Below are 16,447 nucleotides of genomic sequence, written 5' to 3' on the forward strand. Positions count from 1 at the left end.
ATGCATCACCCCGCTGAGCCGCCTTGCTGCGCGCGTTTGACCGCTTCGGCCATCTGCTCCGCTACCCTCCGTGTGTCCCAATACACCTGCCCTTTGTACATCCTGTCACCACGCAGGTTGAAGCGGTCGACACCCTGCCAATTGAGCGCCTGCCCGGCCACGGTGGCAGATGCCTGCCATTCGATCATGACGGCGTCGCCGGTGGGCGCCCATTGAAGGACGTCTACTTTCAAGTCCGGGAGTTGGGTTAGGACCTGACGGAAGTGTTCAATCACGCCTTTTCGGTCGGCCGGTTCTGTCATGGGTGGAATCAGGTTTCGTGTGTCCTCATGCATAAGAGGCTCCAGGTTATCAGCGACGGGGTTTTGCCACTCCGAGGCGAAGCGTTGCACCGCTGTCCTGGCATTGGCTAACTGTTCCGCGGTAGGCGGGAGGTATTTTTCTGCTGACGTCATGTGGGTTTGCTCCTGAATGGGTTGCTTACCTACGGTGTTGTTTGCCCGCGCATCCGTATGGATACCAATAGCAATCTAAGCATACAAAACGATTTTCACATACACCGTGTATGTATACTACAATCAGAATGTGAAAAATCAAGGGCTAAAAACCGAACCCGATGCCGACAGCAGGTCCAACCCCCAAATCCCGTCGCGAGGAATACGCGGACGCGACCCGTCAGGCGCTCATTACCGCTGCGGGCGAGCTATTCACCTCGCAGGGCTACCAGCAGGTCGGGATAGAAGCCATCGCACGCAGCGCACGCGTGACCCGTGGCGCCTTCTATCACCACTTCGCCGACAAAGCTGAACTGTTCGACGCCCTGGTCGAGTCTCTCCAGGCGAGGGCCGCATCTAAAGTCCAATCCGCAGCCGTTGCCGCTCCGAAAGCCAAGCGGATGAGTGCGGGCATTCGCGAATTCCTGGAGGTCTGCACTGAACCCGTCTACCGGCAACTCGTCATTGAGACTGCGCCCGCCGTGCTCGGCCCGGCGCGGTGCCGCGAGATCGAAGAAGCGCACGTCTACGGTCTGCTTATCGGCGCGCTGACGAACCAGACCACAGGCAATGAAAAAGCAAAGGCGTACCTCGCCGCGCGCATGATCGGCAGCATGGTGTGCGAAGCGGCGCAATTGCTCGATGGCGCAGACGATCCCGTCGCACTGAAAGCCGAAGCGTTGAAGCTCGTTGAGCGCATGGTCGGAGCGCTGACGCCAGATAAAAGCCGGGTAACATCGATCCGCAAATAAACTCGTGACCGACACGACCGTCACGCGTGTGACGGATAACCGCAAGCGTTTCGAAGCATGGCGCGAGCCGCAACCGGGTGAACTGTATGCGCGCAGCCGATACGTCGACCAAACCGCCGGTGCTATCGCATTCCGCGTTGGCTACGCACCCCAGTGCGCGCAGCCGGCTTATTACGCCGGACCACGCACGGGTGATCGCCGGCACGGGCGGCGTGATTGGCGTTTGGCCAAGCTCAGGGACGTTTCGCGATTTGCATGCGATGGCCGAAGGCGTCAAGCGGAAGTCGGGGCGATTCTTGGGGGGAATTACCGGCGGGTGTTTGAGCCGTCAGTGGGGTGACGTTTTATGTCTCTCGCAAAAAAAGACCCTATCGCCCTGCTGCCCACAGCAACGAAACGCCCGAAGACAACATCAACCCATCGACGACAAGTTTGAAAACCGCAGGGCTCATCCGGACCACAATCAGCCGCGCGGAAAAGGACCCGATCTGAAAACTTGATCGCTCAACGTGCCGGCCAGCAAACCGACGCACAGCACCAGCACATATCCCATGTCGCCCCCGGTGGTATGGACGACGATTCTACTCGAGCAATGTTCAGTGGACTTGGGACGGGCTCAGCACAGAGGCTGTTCAACCGCCTTCATCATCGAAGGTCTTCGGATAAACGCGCACGAGCACGATGCGCGGCCCCTTCATCTTCTTGACCACCACGTCGAAGCGATCGAATTCAACGCGCTGCCCTTCGGTAGGCAGGTCGTTGAGTGCCTGGATCACGAGGCCGCCAACCGATTCGGCCTTGCCCTCGTCGATGTCGATTCCCAGCGCGCGTTCCAGCGACACCACCGGCAAACTACCTTTGCCCATCAATGTGCCGTCGTCCATACGCGTCCAGTCGGCGTCGCCCTGGCGGAATTCGTCGTGAATCTGACCAACCAGTGCGCCGAGCAGATTGTCCAGCGTCAGAAAACCGATCGGCTTCGAGTTTTTATGGCCAACCAGCGCGAAGTGGGGCGCGCCCTTGCGGAAGCGGCGAAACAGTTCGAGCGCGGGCATGTCCGGTTTCACATACTGCACGGGCCGCGCGTATTGGGAGAGGTCCTCAAGCGTGCTGCCCGCGTGCCGCGCCAGCAGCAAATCCTTCAAATGGATCATGCCGGCCACGCGCTCACCGGACGCGTCTTCGAACAAGGGATAGCGGCTGAAGCGGTGCCGCGCCACCACCTGCATGTTTTCGCGCAACGGCAAATCGCGCCGCAGGCCCACCATTTCATAAGACGGGCGCATCAGATCCGAGACGGTCATGCGCGAAAAATCCAGCGAATGCGCAATCGTGTTCCATTCGTCCTGGCTGTATGCGCCGTCCGGCGAACCGAGCTCAGTCGCGACGTTGGCGCGGCGGCCACGCAAGATCAGCTTGAGTTCGTCGGTCGAGTAATGCGAATCGTGGCCGTGATCGGCATCGAGGCCGGCGAGCTTCAACACCGCGTTGGCGCTCGAATTGAGCACCCAGATCGCCGGATACATCGCCCAGTAGAAACCGTACAGCGGCGTGGCGGCCCACAGCGAAACCTTCTCCGCCTCGCGGATCGCCAGCGACTTCGGCGCCAGCTCGCCCACCACGATGTGCAGGAACGAAATGCACGAGAACGCGAAGAACAGCGAGATGCCGTGAATCAACTTCTCCGATTCCACGCCAAGCAGGCTGAAGACCGGCGTGAGCAGTTCCGCGAATGCCGGCTCACCGATCCAGCCGAGCCCGAGCGACGCCAGCGTAATGCCGAGCTGACAGGCGGACAGATACGCGTCGAGCCGTCCGTGCACCTTCGCCAGCAAACGCCCACGCATTCCATGTCTGGCCGCGAGGCTCTGCACGCGCGTCTGCCGCAGCTTCACCAGACCGAATTCCGCGGCGACAAAAAAACCGTTGAGGGCAACGAGAAACAATGCACCAATAAGGGCGACAACCTGGATCAAAGCGAAGGGCTCCGGCAACAAAAGTTGTCAGTATAGAGGGTGAAAGCTTGGTGAAAGTTAATCGCGTACAGGAACGCGCAACAGCCGCCGCTCAAGTTGCTGTCGTCGCACTCAGCGGTACATGCAACGCGAGCGTAGCCGTTTCGCTCGCAGGTGCATCGTTTTGCTCGAAACTGCCGCCGTGCGCTTCCGCAACGCGCTTGCACAGTGCAAACACCCACGCGATCCGTTTGGCTTCGCGCGGTTCGCGCGCCTGTTTGCGGGCAAAAGCTTCCAGCAAATGAGGCACCGAAGGGTCCTCCAGTGCAGCAGCATTTTGATTGAAGGTGACGGTGGCGTACCACCTGGTGGCGTCCGCGCGTGCTGCCAGCGTTACTGCGGTGCCCTCCGCGCTCGCTTCGACGGCAAACGTCAGCATCAGCCACAGCGCGGCGGCCAGACGCTCACGGTCGCCGTTGAGCTGCTCGGTAGCAAGTTGCGACTCGAACGCGACCTCGACGCCACGCGCGCGCGCCAATCCGGAACGGACTTCTTCAACGGTTTCATCGACTAGCGGATGCAGCGGAAATGGCGCATAGGCGAGCGCCAGCGATTTGGTTTCTGCACGCACGGCGTCGACGATCGTCTCCAGCAACTTCACCTGCTGGTCCACGCCGTTACGAATCCCGGTGACGGCCCGCTGTGAGTTGGGGTCGTTCGCATCGAGCTTGCGCTCGAGCACGTACGCCCAGCTATGGATGGCGTTCAGCGGACCACGCAGGTCGTGCGACACCAGCGACAGCACGTGGTCGCGCATGAACAGCGCGGTCTCCGCGCGCAGATGTGCGGTGCGTTCGGATACGGCGATGCCGGAAAGAACCGGCTTTGCGCCGGTGGTCCCGGTGGATGACGTTGTCACGATCGAGCCCTCTCAGGCGTGCATGAAATATTGAAAGAAGCCCCATTATAGGCATGCCGCCCGGCGCAACCAGCCTGGCCGGATGGCCAAGGTGGACGCAAACCGCATGCCACGCGGCAAACCTCGGCGACGCGACCTCAACACGCCTACAATGTCGGTTTTTACGTTTTTGACCTAAGGAGCGACACATGTCGACAGTGACTACCGAATCCGGCCTGAAATACGAAGACATCGTTGAAGGCAGCGGCGCCGAAGCGGTTGCCGGCAAGACCGTCAGCGTGCATTACACGGGCTGGCTGACCGACGGCCAGAAGTTCGACTCGAGCAAGGACCGCAACGACCCGTTCGCGTTCGTGCTGGGCGGCGGCATGGTCATCAAGGGCTGGGACGAAGGCGTGCAAGGCATGAAGGTCGGCGGCACGCGCAAGCTGACGATTCCGCCGCAACTCGGCTACGGCGTGCGTGGCGCAGGCGGCGTGATTCCGCCGAATGCGACGCTCGTGTTCGAAGTCGAACTGCTCGACGTCTAAGTTTTCAAAGTTTTGTAATCGGGCGCATTGCCGATGAGTCACGCCGCCGTTACCGCGCCTAGCGTTTCGTTGCGCCGTTATGGCGCGATCGAAGCGTCGGACGTGCACGACTTTCACCAGGTCGTGCTCGGACTCGACGGCGCGATGGTGATGGCGGTAGACGGCGTCGCGCATCAGATCGACGCCGGGTCCGCCTGGCTCATCCCGGCCGGGGCGCGGCACGATTATGCGGGCATCGGCGAAAACCGGCAATTGGTGCTGGATCTGCCGGCCGCCTCGCTGGCCGTGCCGGAACGCCTGTTCGACCGCGCGCGGGCAGTGACGGTGGACGCTTCGCTCACACAGCTTGTGCATCGGATTGCGGCGCACGCCACCGGCGGCGCGCAAGGCGACGATCTGGATACGCGGCGTTTTCAATGGGACGCCGCAGCACGATTAGGTGCGGCATTGGTGGCCGATATCGGCACGATGGCCGGGACGCAAACGCCCGGTCTTGATTTCACGCGCATCGACCGCTGGCTGCGCGCGCATCTGTCAGAGCCACTGCGTATCGCCGACCTCGCCGCGCACTGCGGCTTCGGCATGCGGCGCTTTCATCAGCTTTTTATCGACGCCTTCGGCGAAACGCCACATCGCTATTTGCAGCGTCTGCGGCTCGATACCTCTCTTGGCTTGCTGTCCGATCCACGCCTGTCGCTCAGCGATATCGCGTTGGAAATCGGCTTCGGCGATCAGAGCGCCTACACACACGCATTCACGCGGCGTTTCGGGCTGGCGCCCGGTCAATGGCGCGCGACACGGAACCGAAGTCACGCTTGAACCTCGATCCTTGAACTGTTACCAATAGTTAAATCTGGCAAACAAAGCAGTACGAATTAGATGCGTCATCGCGTCACACGCACCAAGCAAAAGCGCGACGTGTCTTCGCGACTATCGGTCATCACTTCGCCCCTGCGCTCCCCCTTGCAGCCCTCTGCACCAAAGCGTTTGGCAAACGACGCCCCAATCCCAACGCGGACGTCGAGTCTGCGCACAGATGTGCGACGGTTCGATCGCATCGTCGAAGGTCACAAATAAAATTGAACCCACCTTCCAAACGAAAGACAGAGCTACGGGGTGCGTAATATTTTTGAAGTTTTATTGACGCACCCCAATCCCCAACTTTTTATACCTCTGGAGGTATTCGATGGAAAAGCTAGTTCATCAAATTGCTCAGAACTCCGTATGGAATAAGTGGGTTTCCGCCAACTCAGCCGAAACAGACGGCTGTATATCGGGCACCAAGGAAGGTTGCATTTCCGCTGCAAAGGCAGGCTGTATTTCGATCGCCAAAGCAACGCCGCTTCCGAAGGCAGGCTGCGTCAGCTAATCGCCCTACGTCGAACTTGAGCGACAGGTAAGGCGAAGCACGCTCACCTGGCTCGCTCATCAAGCTGGTCCTTGCAAGGTACAAGGACCAGCTTCCCTCGACATCGCAACCAGGCTATGGAGTGCGCATGGAAAACCAGCCGACAACCGATGTGATCGAGCAGATCAAAGATATCCCCATCTATCGACAGTCGATAGCGGAAAAAAATTTCCCGATTCTGGAAAAACCCGCAATCGCGCTGGACTTCCCCGACAACTGGATGACGCCGCGACTTGCAGCCGCACTCGAGACCGGCGAAGCCGAGTTCGTTCTTTCGACCGGCACCCATCACGCACGGATGCAGATCATCCGTCCTCCTTACTTTTTGTTGAATTCCTACTATCAGCTGTGGGGCGATCATCCCGACATCCGGTTCACATGGCAGCAACAATGTCAGCGCGTATCGCTCACTACGGTGCTGGCAACCGAACATGTGGCGCGAGTAAACGCCTGCAAATATGGCGCGCACATCGCTGGAATGACTTCATCGGCAATGAGGCGGCTCGATGCGCGCACTTCGTATCTCAACCAGAAACTCGATCCGGCACTATGGGAACGCGCCGATATCGAGTGCATGCTGGACGATATCGAAGCTGCCCGGCGTTCTCATCCTCATGGGTTTTATCATCTGGACTGTTCCAGCTACTATCTGGCCCATTTCGCACTGAAGGTTTCAGAATACGGGCTGAAAGAACGCTTCGCCCAACCTGCCAGCATCATCCACGCTTACGAGTACACCCCGGCAAATGTCAGGCGGTTCCTGCTGGAAAATTTCAGTTGCCCGGTGATCGACCTCTTCGGCAGCACCGAACTCGGCTATCTCTACTACAGCGATCGATACGGCCGCTACTCGCCGTATCTCGACAAAATGCGCCTGGAACTCGTGCCGTTTGCGACGAGCGACTCAATCTTCAGCCTGATCGTATCGAGCGTACGCAATCCGTATATGCCGCTAATCCGCTACCGCTCCGGCGATTGCGTCCAGACCGCCGACGGCTCGGCGGACCCCGAGAAGATTGTCAGGTTTTGCGGCCGTGAAAAGGAGATGCTGCGCGCTTCGCACGGCGTGGTGTCACAGGCCGATTTCGACGATCTGATTTGTGCCGCTTCACCCAATATCTTCGTTTATCAATTGCGCACGGTTGAGCCATCGCAAACCTACCTGCGTTACACGACGTTCGATGGCGCCCCGCTTCTGCCGCAGGAAGCCGCTGATTTGCAAGCGCGCGTTCGGGAAGCAACGGGTATGGATTGCACCACCTCACACTGCGCCCACATCGCCATCGGCAAGTCCGGCAAATACGCGTGGCTCGCGAGACCTCAAGAGTCGACCTGCACCGCCTAACTACTCTCCCTGCAACGAGGAAATCACATGCACTCCACGCACTCTGCTCCGGCCGCCGACGCAAAGGCATTGCTCGGTCACGAACTGTATTCGGAAGTCATCCTCTATTTCACCCAGCGCACCGGCGCGTCCTCGGACTACGTGGAACGGCAACTGGTGGAATGCTTGCGGTATCTTTATCTGGTCTCGAAGCACCGTGAACAACTAAGTGGTCTTTTTCTGCCGGTCGAGCAGCAGATCGACGAGATCTGGCATTACCTCATTCTCCAGACGCGCGAATACCGGACGCTTTGTGAGGAACGCTTGCCCGGCGGCTTCTTTATCGAGCACCGCAGCTGCCCTTACGCGACCTATCAGCAAGAGCCGAGCCGTGAGCAACTGATCGAGCAGTCACTTCGCTGGCTGCCGTTGTATCGGGAATCCTTTGGACCGTTCGATGAGGACGCACTGCCGCATTGGACCATGCCTCGTTTTCTCCGCGATGAAATGAGTCTCTCCCTGTCGGACATCGCGCAGCTCGAAGCCCGCAAGGCTGCCTGAAGGCAGACGCCATGACAGGCTACCGGGAATCCCAGCGCCTCCCGAGCGGGCGTGATCGACTGTCCGCAAGCACGCTTGCTCTTGTCGTCATTCTGGCCTGCCAGTTGATGGTGGTCATCGACGGCACCGTGATATACGCGGCATTGCCGCATCTCCGGACAGACCTTCAACTTGCGCGCGCGGATCTGTCCTGGGTGCAAAACGCCTATATGCTGACTTTCGGCGGGTTCATGCTGCTGGGCGCCCGCACCGGCGACATCCTGGGACACCGTCGCGTGTTTCTGGCCGCCAGCGCGGCGTTTGTCCTGGCGTCGTCTGCTGGCGGGCTCGCGCAATCCGTCCACGGACTGCTCCTCGCACGAGGCTTGCAAGGCATCGCCGGTGCCTTTGCCGCGCCATCCGCACTCGCGTTGCTGATGCTGCTTTTCCCGGCGGGCGCGGCGCGTGTGCGTGCGATCAGTCTCTACACAGCGGTCTCCGGCGGCGGAAGCGCGGCCGGGCTGGTGCTCGGCGGCGCCCTGACCGATTTCGCCTCCTGGCGCTGGGTACTGTTCATCAATGTGCCCATCGGCGCACTGTTGCTGATGCTGGGGCCGCGATGCCTGCCTGAAGCGCCGCGCAACGGCAGGCACTTCGATGTCATGGGCGCGTTGACCGTCACTCTTGGCACGAGCTTTCTGGTGTACGGGCTGGTACGTTGCGTGCCGGACGGAGCGACACACCCAGGCGTCGTGGTGTCGCTCATCGCAGCCGGGCTATTGCTCACCGCCTTCGTTCTCGTCGAGAAGCGGGCACGGCAACCGATTACCCCGCTCTCGCTCTTCGCCAACGCGCAACGTTCAGGCGCCTATGCCGGCAGGATGCTGCTGATAGGCGGCATGCTGGGAACCTTCTTCTTCCTGACCCAATATGTGCAGGAGGTCCTTGAGTTCAGCGCATTGCGCGCGGGTCTCGCCTTCCTGCCGCTATCGGTTACGCAATTTCTGATGGTGATGGTTGGCGTGCCTTGGCTCATGCCGCGGGTGGGCCACAAAGTTCTGCTAACGGGAGGATTGCTGATCGCGGCGACCGGCATGGCGTGCCTGAGCAGGGTGAGTGCCGACACCGGGTTTTTCGCCGATCTTGCGTTGCCCATCATGATGTTGGGGATCGGCACCGGCGCGGCGCTGGTGCCGCTTACGACTGCCGGTATTGTCGACGTGGCGCCGCGCAATGCCGGCGCGGCTTCCGGGTTGATCAATGCGACGCACTATATCGGCGGCGCAATGGGCACGGCAGTTGTCGTCTTCATTGTCGATCTGACGCTTGGCCGTGCCGCCTTAGCGCGTGGGCCCACCGGTTCAACTTTGGAACTGGGGGCCAAAGTGGAACTCACCCATGCTCTGTCGGTTTCGGCTGGCACGTCTGCTGCGTTCTTCGTATTAGCTCTGCTCGTCGTGCTCGTCACGATGCGCCGCCCGCGCCCACTGCCAGCGGCATAAGCGGTCGGGCGGCGGGGCGGCGATCCTCGGACCGGGCCGCCATCTCTCTACGGCTTAACCTACCAGACCGCGCTCCAGATCGCCGCGGATATCGCCGGCGTTTTCCAGACCCACTGCGAGCCGGATCAGACCTTCGCTGATACCCGCAGCAGCGCGCGCCTCAGGCGTCACGCGACCATGCGTGGTCGTAGCCGGATGCGTGATGGTCGTGCGCGTATCGCCGAGGTTGCCGGTGATCGAGCAGATCTTCGTGCTGTCGATCACCCGCCACGCATTCGCGCGCATCTGCTCGGGCGTATCACCCTTCAGTTCGAACGACAGGATCGCGCCGCCCGCCTTCTGCTGACGCATCGCCAGCGCGTGCTGCGGATGCGATTCGAGCCCCGGGTAGAACACGCGGTTCACGGCCGGATGCGTTTCGAGCCAGCGCGCGATTTCGAGCGCATTCGCCGACTGCTTTTCGACGCGCAGCGACAGCGTTTCCATGCCCTTCAACAGCACCCATGCATTGAACGCGGACAAGGTCGGCCCAGCGCTGCGCACGAACGGGAACACCTTTTCCATGATGAATTTCTTCGAGCCGACCAGCGCGCCGCCAAGCACACGCCCTTGCCCGTCGAGGAACTTGGTGGCCGAATGCATCACCACGTCCGCGCCAAGCTTCAACGGCTGTTGCAAAGCCGGGCTACAGAAACAATTGTCGACCACGAAGATCGCATTCGCAGCCTTCGCGATCTTGCTGATTGCTTCGATATCGGCGACTTCGGTCAGCGGATTCGACGGCGTTTCGAGGAAGAACATCTTCGTCTCCGGGCGCACGGCGTTTTTCCAGGCGTCCAGATCGGTCGGATCGACGAAAGTCGTCGTGATGCCGAACTTGCTGAAAATCTGCGAAAACATGCCGAGCGTCGAACCGAACAGTGCTTGCGAGCTGACCAGATGGTCACCGGCCTGCAGCACCGACATTACCACCGACATGATCGCGGCCATCCCCGAAGCCGTGGCCATGCACGCTTCGCCGCCTTCGAGCGCGGCCAGACGGTCCTGGAACATCGAGACGGTCGGGTTCGTGAAGCGCGAATAGGTGTAGTTGTCTTCGGAATTCTTGAATTTTTCGGCGGCGTCTGCGGCACTCGCGAAGACGAAGCTCGAGGTCAGGAAAATCGCTTCCGAATGTTCGTTGAAGTCGCTGCGCACTGTGCCCGAGCGGACTGCCAGCGTATCGAAGTTCAGGGAGTCGTCCATATTGGTTCTGGTTTCCAATGTTCCATGGCTGGGTTCAGCGTCTACGGCTCACGTTAAACGAGCACAACAACGCCAAACGGCAGCAACAAAAAAGCCCGCTTTTGCGTCGGCATAAGCGGGCTTCATGTGCGGGGGAAAGCTGAGCGGAGGCGGATGACTGCGGCTTTTCCACCATTCGCTTTAGCTGTTTTGGGTTGCCCCGCGTCCGCAAGCTGAGATCAAATCGACGCAAGCCATCATGCTAACACGCTCACGGCGTGGCGTGCAGTGGGCCACGCCGTGAGCGCTATCACTCAACCCACCGACAATTGCAGATGCAGTTGCGAACGCGCCGGGCCGCCGTCGGCCGCTTCGCTCGCGGCGTCGCGATCCGATTGCGAGGACGGTGCGAGACGCGCGGTTTCGATGCGGTCGAGGTATTCCGTGGTGACATCACCGGTGACGTAGTTGCCGTCGAAGCACGAGGCTTCGAATTCCTTCAGCGCCGGGTTGATATCGCGCACCGCCTGCTTCAAGGCGTCGACGTCCTGATAAACGAGATAGTCCGCGCCGATCATGCGCGCGACTTCGTCGTCCGTGCGGCCATGTGCGACGAGTTCACCGCGCGTCGGCATGTCGATACCGTAGACGTTCGGGTACTTCACCGGCGGCGCCGCCGAAGCGAAGATCACCTTGTTCGCGCCGGCATCGCGGGCCATCTGCACGATTTCGTGCGAGGTGGTGCCGCGCACGATCGAATCGTCGACGATCAGCACGTTCTTGCCCTTGAACTCGATGCCCATGGCGTTCAGCTTCTGGCGCACCGACTTCTTGCGCATCGCCTGGCCCGGCATGATAAAGGTGCGGCCCACGTAACGGTTCTTGAAGAAGCCTTCGCGATACTCGACGCCCAGCTTCTTCGCGACCTGCATCGCGGCCGGACGTGACGAATCGGGAATCGGCATCACGACGTCGATAGGGACGTCGGGCAATTCGCGCTTGATCTTCTCGGCGAGGTAATCGCCCATGCGCAGACGCACGTTGTAGACCGGCACGCCGTCGAGCACCGAGTCCGGACGCGCGAGGTACACGAGTTCGAAAATGCACGGGTTCAGGCTCGGATTCGTCGCGCATTGCTGCGAGTGCAAATTGCCCTCGAGGTCGATGAAAATCGCTTCGCCCGGCGCAATGTCACGCACAAATTCGAAACCGATACCTTCGATCGCGACGGATTCCGACGCCAGGATCCACTCGACGCCTTCCGGCGTTTCCTGCTTGCCGAGGCACAGCGGGCGAATGCCGAACGGGTCGCGAAAGCCGAGCAAACCGTAGCCAGCGATCAGCGACACGATCGCGTACGAACCCCGCACCCGGCGATGCACGCCCGACACCGCCTTGAACAGCGCGGCCGGATCGAGTTGCAGGCTCGAACTGGACAGCTGCAATTCGTGCGCGAGCACGTTGAGCATCACTTCAGTGTCGGAGTTGGTGTTGATATGGCGGCGATCGATGCGGAACATCTCATCTTTCAGCTGCTGCCAGTTGGTCAAATTGCCGTTGTGCGCGAGGATGATGCCGAACGGCGCGTTCACGTAGAACGGCTGGGCCTCTTCTTCACTCGATGCAGAACCGGCGGTCGGGTAACGGACCTGGCCGATACCGGTGGTGCCGGGCAGGCTGCGCATGTTGCGCGTGCGGAACACGTCGCGCACCATGCCGTTGGCCTTGTGCATGTGGAAGTTGCTGCCGTTCGCTGTTGCGATGCCGGCGGCGTCCTGACCGCGGTGCTGCAGAAGCAGCAGGCTGTCATAAATCAGCTGATTGACCGGAGAATGGGAAACTACGCCTACGATGCCGCACATGGCATGTCCTTCAAAGGTACGAAATTCGTAACGGCGGCCGGTGCCAAAGATGCTGCGCGACGGTACGCGACGGTGCATAGGGGCAACCGGATTACACCGGAGTCCTGCTGCGTTCCCTTAACCGTTCACCTGATCGTCACACGCGGACGTAGGCAGCGAGCGTCTCGGGAAGCAGCGGTTTCATTACGTGCACGCCCTCGACCGCATAGGGCCGAAGCAAGGCGTTGCGCCAGAATTCCTGTTGGGGCAGTTCGGTCAAGCCAGCGAGGGCGACCAGAACCAGCACCAGAACGACCCCGCGCACGAGGCCGAACATCAAACCGAGCGAGCGGTCCACGCCGCTCAAGCCGGTTGCCTGCACAATGCGGCTCAGCAACGCGTTCAGCACGCTTGCCACCAGCACCACGCCGATCACCACCAGCGCGAACGCCAGAAGCCACTGGGTCAGCGCGCCGCCCGGCCACGTGGCAGGGATAAAGGGCACGACATAACCAACGAAGCGGCAAGCAATGAAAAACGCCGCGATCCAGCCGATCAGCCCGAATACCTCGGACAAAAAGCCGCGCCATGTGCCGCGCAAGGCCGACAAACCGATCACCGCCATTACAGCGTAGTCGAAGGCAGTGAACATCGCTCGCTTACTGTGCAGCGCCGCTGTTCGCGCCCGACGTCAAGCCGGTCTCACGAACCTTCGCAATCGCGGCGGTAGCCGCTGCCCGGTCGGCGAACGGACCGGCGCGCAGTAGGGTAAGCGTCGAGCCGTCGGCCTGCTTCCGATGTTCGGTATATGCAGGCACACCGGCCGCTTTCAACTTGATTGCCCAATTACGCGCGTTGGCGTCGTTCGCAAATGCGCCTAGCTGGACAGCAAAACGGCTGCCCGGCGGCGATGCCGGCGTACCGGAATTGGCGTCCGCGCCTGCGGCGGCGGTATTCGCGCTGTCTTCGCTCGGAGCTGGAACGTTCGCCGCGCTTTGCGTGGCGGTCAGTTTGGCTGGTTTAGCTGGCGCTGCAGGCGCCGTATTAGCGGCAATTGTGGGCGCTTGCGGCTTCACAGCCGGCCTGGCTGCGGGCGCTGCGCTCGTAGCGGCGCTCTGCTGTTTGGGGGCGCCGGACTGGCCTTGCGTGGCTGCCGTTGTCGGCGCAAGGCCGGAAGCGGCAAGTGCCGCGTCAGGCGCTGGGTTATCCGGTGCTACGCCGGCCTGCGTGTCTTCGTCGGTCTTGGCGACCTTCGGCGCAGGGCGGCTGGGAATGTCGATAGAGATGTCGTCAGTAACGGGCTTTGGATGCGAGTCCAGCACCATCGGCAGAATGACCACCGCTGCTACGACCAGCGCGATCGCGCCGACCAGCCTGCGCCGCGCACGCTGCTTTTCAGGCAACGTGGGGTCGAGCAGCATCGCATCGGCATCCACGGTGCGCTCCGTGCGGCGGGTTCGCCGCTCCACGCGCTCGCCACGGGCGGCCCGGGTGGAACTGGTGTTTGCGCCGCGCCGGGTAGGCGCGTCGTCTTTCTTGCCGAACGAGAAAATTCCCATGAATCGCTTGGTTCGAGCCTGGCGCCCGTTCAGTGTTGCTGCGATTTACGGTAGGACATGACGCCAGCTACCGTATAGAAACTGCCGAAAACCACGATTCTATCATTCTCTGACGCTCGTTTTAGCGCGTCTTGGAAAGCCTCTGCCGGTGTTGCGTAGCGCGTCACGCTGCTGTCGTTGCCGTCGCTCACGCCCTGCTCGCGCAGAGCCGCTTCGAGTTCTTCCGCCGAAGCCGCACGCGGGGTCGGCAGATCGGTCACGCACCAGTGGTCGATTTCGCCTTTCAGGTGGGACAAAACGCCGGCAATGTCCTTGTCGCGCATCGCGCCGAACACGGCATAGGTGTACGGGAAAAAGCCCATATTGCCGAGGTTTTGCGTCAACACTGCCGCGGCGTGCGGATTGTGGCCGACGTCGAGCACGATGGCCGGCTTGCCGGGCAGGACCTGGAAGCGCCCCGGCAGTTCGACGTTGGCGAGGCCGAGCCGGATGTCCTGCGCCGACACGGGCAGACGGTCACGCAGCGCCTCAAGACCGGCCAGTGCCGCCGACGTGTTGATCAACTGATTCGCACCGCGCAACGCCGGATAGGCGAGCGAGGAACGGCGCATCGTCGGGCCCACGTAGCTCCATTGCTGACGCTCGCTGCCCGCCTGCCCTTCGTAACGGAAATCGCGGCCGAATAGCCACAGTTCGGCGCCGATCTTTTCGGCGTGATCGATCAATGTTTGCGGCGGCACCGGATCGGCGCAGATCGCCGGCTTACCCGGGCGGAAAATGCCCGCTTTTTCGAAGGCAATTTTCTCGCGCGTATCGCCCAGATACTCAGTGTGATCAATATCGATGCTGGTGATGATCGCGCAGTCCGTGTCGAGAATGTTGACCGCGTCGAGACGGCCGCCCAGGCCAACTTCGAAGATCACCGCGTCCAGTCCGCGCGAGGCGAACAGGCTCATGATCGCCAGTGTCGTGAATTCGAAGTAGGTCAGCGTGACGGGTTCGCTCAAGCTCAGACGCGCGGTTTCGACGGCTTCGAAGTGCGGCAGCAGATCCGCGTCGCTGGCCATTTCGCCATTCACCCGGGCCCGCTCGTTGAACGACAGCAGATGCGGCGACGTGTGGCAGCCGACCGTGAAGCCCGCGCGCAGCAAAATCGATTCGAGGATCGCACAGGTCGACCCTTTGCCGTTCGTGCCGCCGACCGTGATGGTCGGGCAGGCGAACGACAACTGCATCGCGTCACGTACCTGCGTGATGCGTGCCAAACCCATGTCGATGCCGACCGGATGCGCGGATTCAAGGTGCGTGAGCCACGCGTCGAGGGTGGGGAATGTGGTCATCGAGTGAATCTGTGCTGCGTTGCGAGATCGTGATTATCCCGGAAATGACAGCGCGCCGCTTGATGACTCTCGCGGCGCGCTGGTTTTTTTACTGCTTTTCTTGACGGCGGCCGCGCGTGAACAGGCACGGCGCTGAATCGGTACGCGTTGTAATTTAAGCGACTGCGTCCGCGGGTTGATGGCTCAGGAGCGCCATCAATTGCGCGATCTCTTCACGCAGCTTGCGACGGTCGACGATCATGTCGACTGCGCCTTTGGTCAGCAGGAATTCGGCGCGCTGGAAGCCTTCCGGCAGCTTTTCGCGCACGGTTTGTTCGATCACGCGCGGGCCGGCGAAACCGATCAGCGCCTTCGGCTCGGCGATCACCACGTCGCCCAGGAACGCGAAACTCGCCGACACGCCGCCCATGGTCGGATCGGTCAGCACGGAAATGAACGGCAGCTTGGCTTCGGCGAGCCTGGTCAGCATGGCCGTGGTCTTCGCCATTTGCATCAGCGAAAGCAGGCTTTCCTGCATCCGCGCGCCGCCCGAAGCGGTGAAGCAGATAAACGGCACTTTCTGCTCGAGCGCGTTCTGTGCGCCGCGCACGAAACGCTCGCCGACCACCGAACCCATCGAGCCGCCCATGAACGAGAACTCGAAGCACGCGACCACCACCGGCAGCGTGTGGATGGCGCCCCCCATCACAACCATGGCGTCGGTTTCGTCGGTGTCGTCCATCGCCTCTTTCAGGCGATCCGGGTACTTGCGGCTGTCTTTGAACTTGAGCGCGTCGACCGGGACGATTTCCTGGCCGATTTCGTAGCGGCCTTCCGGATCGAGCAGGCCGTCGAGCCGCTCACGCGCGCCGATGCGCATGTGATGGTCGCACTTCGGGCAAACGTGCAGATTGGCCTCGACGTCATTGCGGTACAGCACGGCTTCGCACGACGGGCACTTGATCCACAGGCCTTCCGGAATCCCCTTGCGGTTCTTCGGGTCGGTTTGTTTGATTTTCGGCGGCAGCAGCTTATCGAGCCAGCTCATATTGAATCCTTCTGGGTCAACCGGTTGTGCAA

General features: G+C 61.1%; 16 protein-coding genes. 7 read left to right on the top strand and 9 right to left on the bottom strand.

The genetic code is table 11. From position 1 onward, the window contains the following. Positions 1–5: 5 nt before the first annotated feature. Positions 6–455, bottom strand: a complete 450-nt coding sequence (locus VFE81_RS01660; RefSeq protein WP_325042930.1) for a nuclear transport factor 2 family protein — start codon at positions 453–455, stop codon at positions 6–8. Positions 456–616: 161 nt separating this feature from the next. Between VFE81_RS01660 and VFE81_RS01665 the strand changes: the two genes are divergently transcribed. Then, on the top strand, positions 617–1,246 hold the full coding sequence (locus VFE81_RS01665; protein WP_325042931.1) for a TetR/AcrR family transcriptional regulator: 630 nt from the start codon (positions 617–619) through the stop codon (positions 1,244–1,246). A gap of 632 nt (positions 1,247–1,878) precedes the next feature. On the opposite strand, the gene VFE81_RS01670 is transcribed toward VFE81_RS01665, so the two are convergent. After that, entirely contained in the window at positions 1,879–3,222 is a 1,344-nt protein-coding gene (locus VFE81_RS01670; RefSeq protein ID WP_325042932.1) for a hemolysin family protein, read from the bottom strand. A 91-nt stretch (positions 3,223–3,313) separates the two neighbouring features. Next, positions 3,314–4,120: a HAMP domain-containing sensor histidine kinase gene (locus tag VFE81_RS01675; protein WP_325042933.1), complete on the bottom strand. Its 807-nt coding sequence runs from the start codon at positions 4,118–4,120 to the stop codon at positions 3,314–3,316. A 188-nt stretch (positions 4,121–4,308) separates the two neighbouring features. On the opposite strand from VFE81_RS01675, the gene VFE81_RS01680 reads away from it, so the two are divergent. From VFE81_RS01680 to VFE81_RS01705, 6 genes are all read left to right on the top strand, one after another. Beyond that, the gene (locus VFE81_RS01680) at positions 4,309–4,650 is read left to right on the top strand and encodes an FKBP-type peptidyl-prolyl cis-trans isomerase (RefSeq protein ID WP_074770998.1); all 342 of its coding nucleotides are present in this window, start codon (positions 4,309–4,311) and stop codon (positions 4,648–4,650) included. A 33-nt stretch (positions 4,651–4,683) separates the two neighbouring features. Beyond that, positions 4,684–5,469, top strand: a complete 786-nt coding sequence (locus tag VFE81_RS01685) for an AraC family transcriptional regulator (protein ID WP_325042934.1) — start codon at positions 4,684–4,686, stop codon at positions 5,467–5,469. A gap of 367 nt (positions 5,470–5,836) precedes the next feature. Continuing rightward, the gene (locus VFE81_RS01690) at positions 5,837–6,019 is read left to right on the top strand and encodes a hypothetical protein (protein WP_325042935.1); all 183 of its coding nucleotides are present in this window, start codon (positions 5,837–5,839) and stop codon (positions 6,017–6,019) included. Positions 6,020–6,146: 127 nt separating this feature from the next. Further along, positions 6,147–7,403, top strand: a complete 1,257-nt coding sequence (locus tag VFE81_RS01695) for a hypothetical protein (protein WP_325042936.1) — start codon at positions 6,147–6,149, stop codon at positions 7,401–7,403. 27 nt (positions 7,404–7,430) lie between these two features. Then, positions 7,431–7,943, top strand: a complete 513-nt coding sequence (locus tag VFE81_RS01700; protein ID WP_325042937.1) for a hypothetical protein — start codon at positions 7,431–7,433, stop codon at positions 7,941–7,943. An 11-nt stretch (positions 7,944–7,954) separates the two neighbouring features. Then, complete coding sequence (locus tag VFE81_RS01705) at positions 7,955–9,424, top strand: MFS transporter (protein WP_325042938.1); 1,470 nt, start codon at positions 7,955–7,957, stop codon at positions 9,422–9,424. Between the two features lie 54 nt (positions 9,425–9,478). Here the strand turns inward: VFE81_RS01705 and VFE81_RS01710 are convergent, their stop codons facing one another. The 6 genes from VFE81_RS01710 to accD form a co-directional block, all read right to left on the bottom strand. Then, entirely contained in the window at positions 9,479–10,669 is a 1,191-nt protein-coding gene (locus VFE81_RS01710; protein WP_325042939.1) for an O-succinylhomoserine sulfhydrylase, read from the bottom strand. A gap of 293 nt (positions 10,670–10,962) precedes the next feature. Then, entirely contained in the window at positions 10,963–12,510 is a 1,548-nt protein-coding gene (gene purF, locus VFE81_RS01715; protein ID WP_074290132.1) for an amidophosphoribosyltransferase, read from the bottom strand. 136 nt (positions 12,511–12,646) lie between these two features. Further along, positions 12,647–13,141, bottom strand: a complete 495-nt coding sequence (locus VFE81_RS01720) for a CvpA family protein (RefSeq protein ID WP_325042940.1) — start codon at positions 13,139–13,141, stop codon at positions 12,647–12,649. A 7-nt stretch (positions 13,142–13,148) separates the two neighbouring features. Beyond that, on the bottom strand, positions 13,149–14,048 hold the full coding sequence (locus tag VFE81_RS01725) for an SPOR domain-containing protein (protein WP_325042941.1): 900 nt from the start codon (positions 14,046–14,048) through the stop codon (positions 13,149–13,151). 29 nt (positions 14,049–14,077) lie between these two features. Beyond that, on the bottom strand, positions 14,078–15,388 hold the full coding sequence (folC, locus tag VFE81_RS01730) for a bifunctional tetrahydrofolate synthase/dihydrofolate synthase (RefSeq protein ID WP_325042942.1): 1,311 nt from the start codon (positions 15,386–15,388) through the stop codon (positions 14,078–14,080). A 154-nt stretch (positions 15,389–15,542) separates the two neighbouring features. Next, a complete protein-coding gene (accD, locus tag VFE81_RS01735) occupies positions 15,543–16,415 on the bottom strand; it encodes an acetyl-CoA carboxylase, carboxyltransferase subunit beta (protein WP_063498420.1) in 873 nt (290 codons plus the stop codon). Positions 16,416–16,447: the final 32 nt, after the last annotated feature.

The organism is Paraburkholderia sp. (assembly GCF_035656215.1).
Lineage (GTDB): Bacteria > Pseudomonadota > Gammaproteobacteria > Burkholderiales > Burkholderiaceae > Paraburkholderia.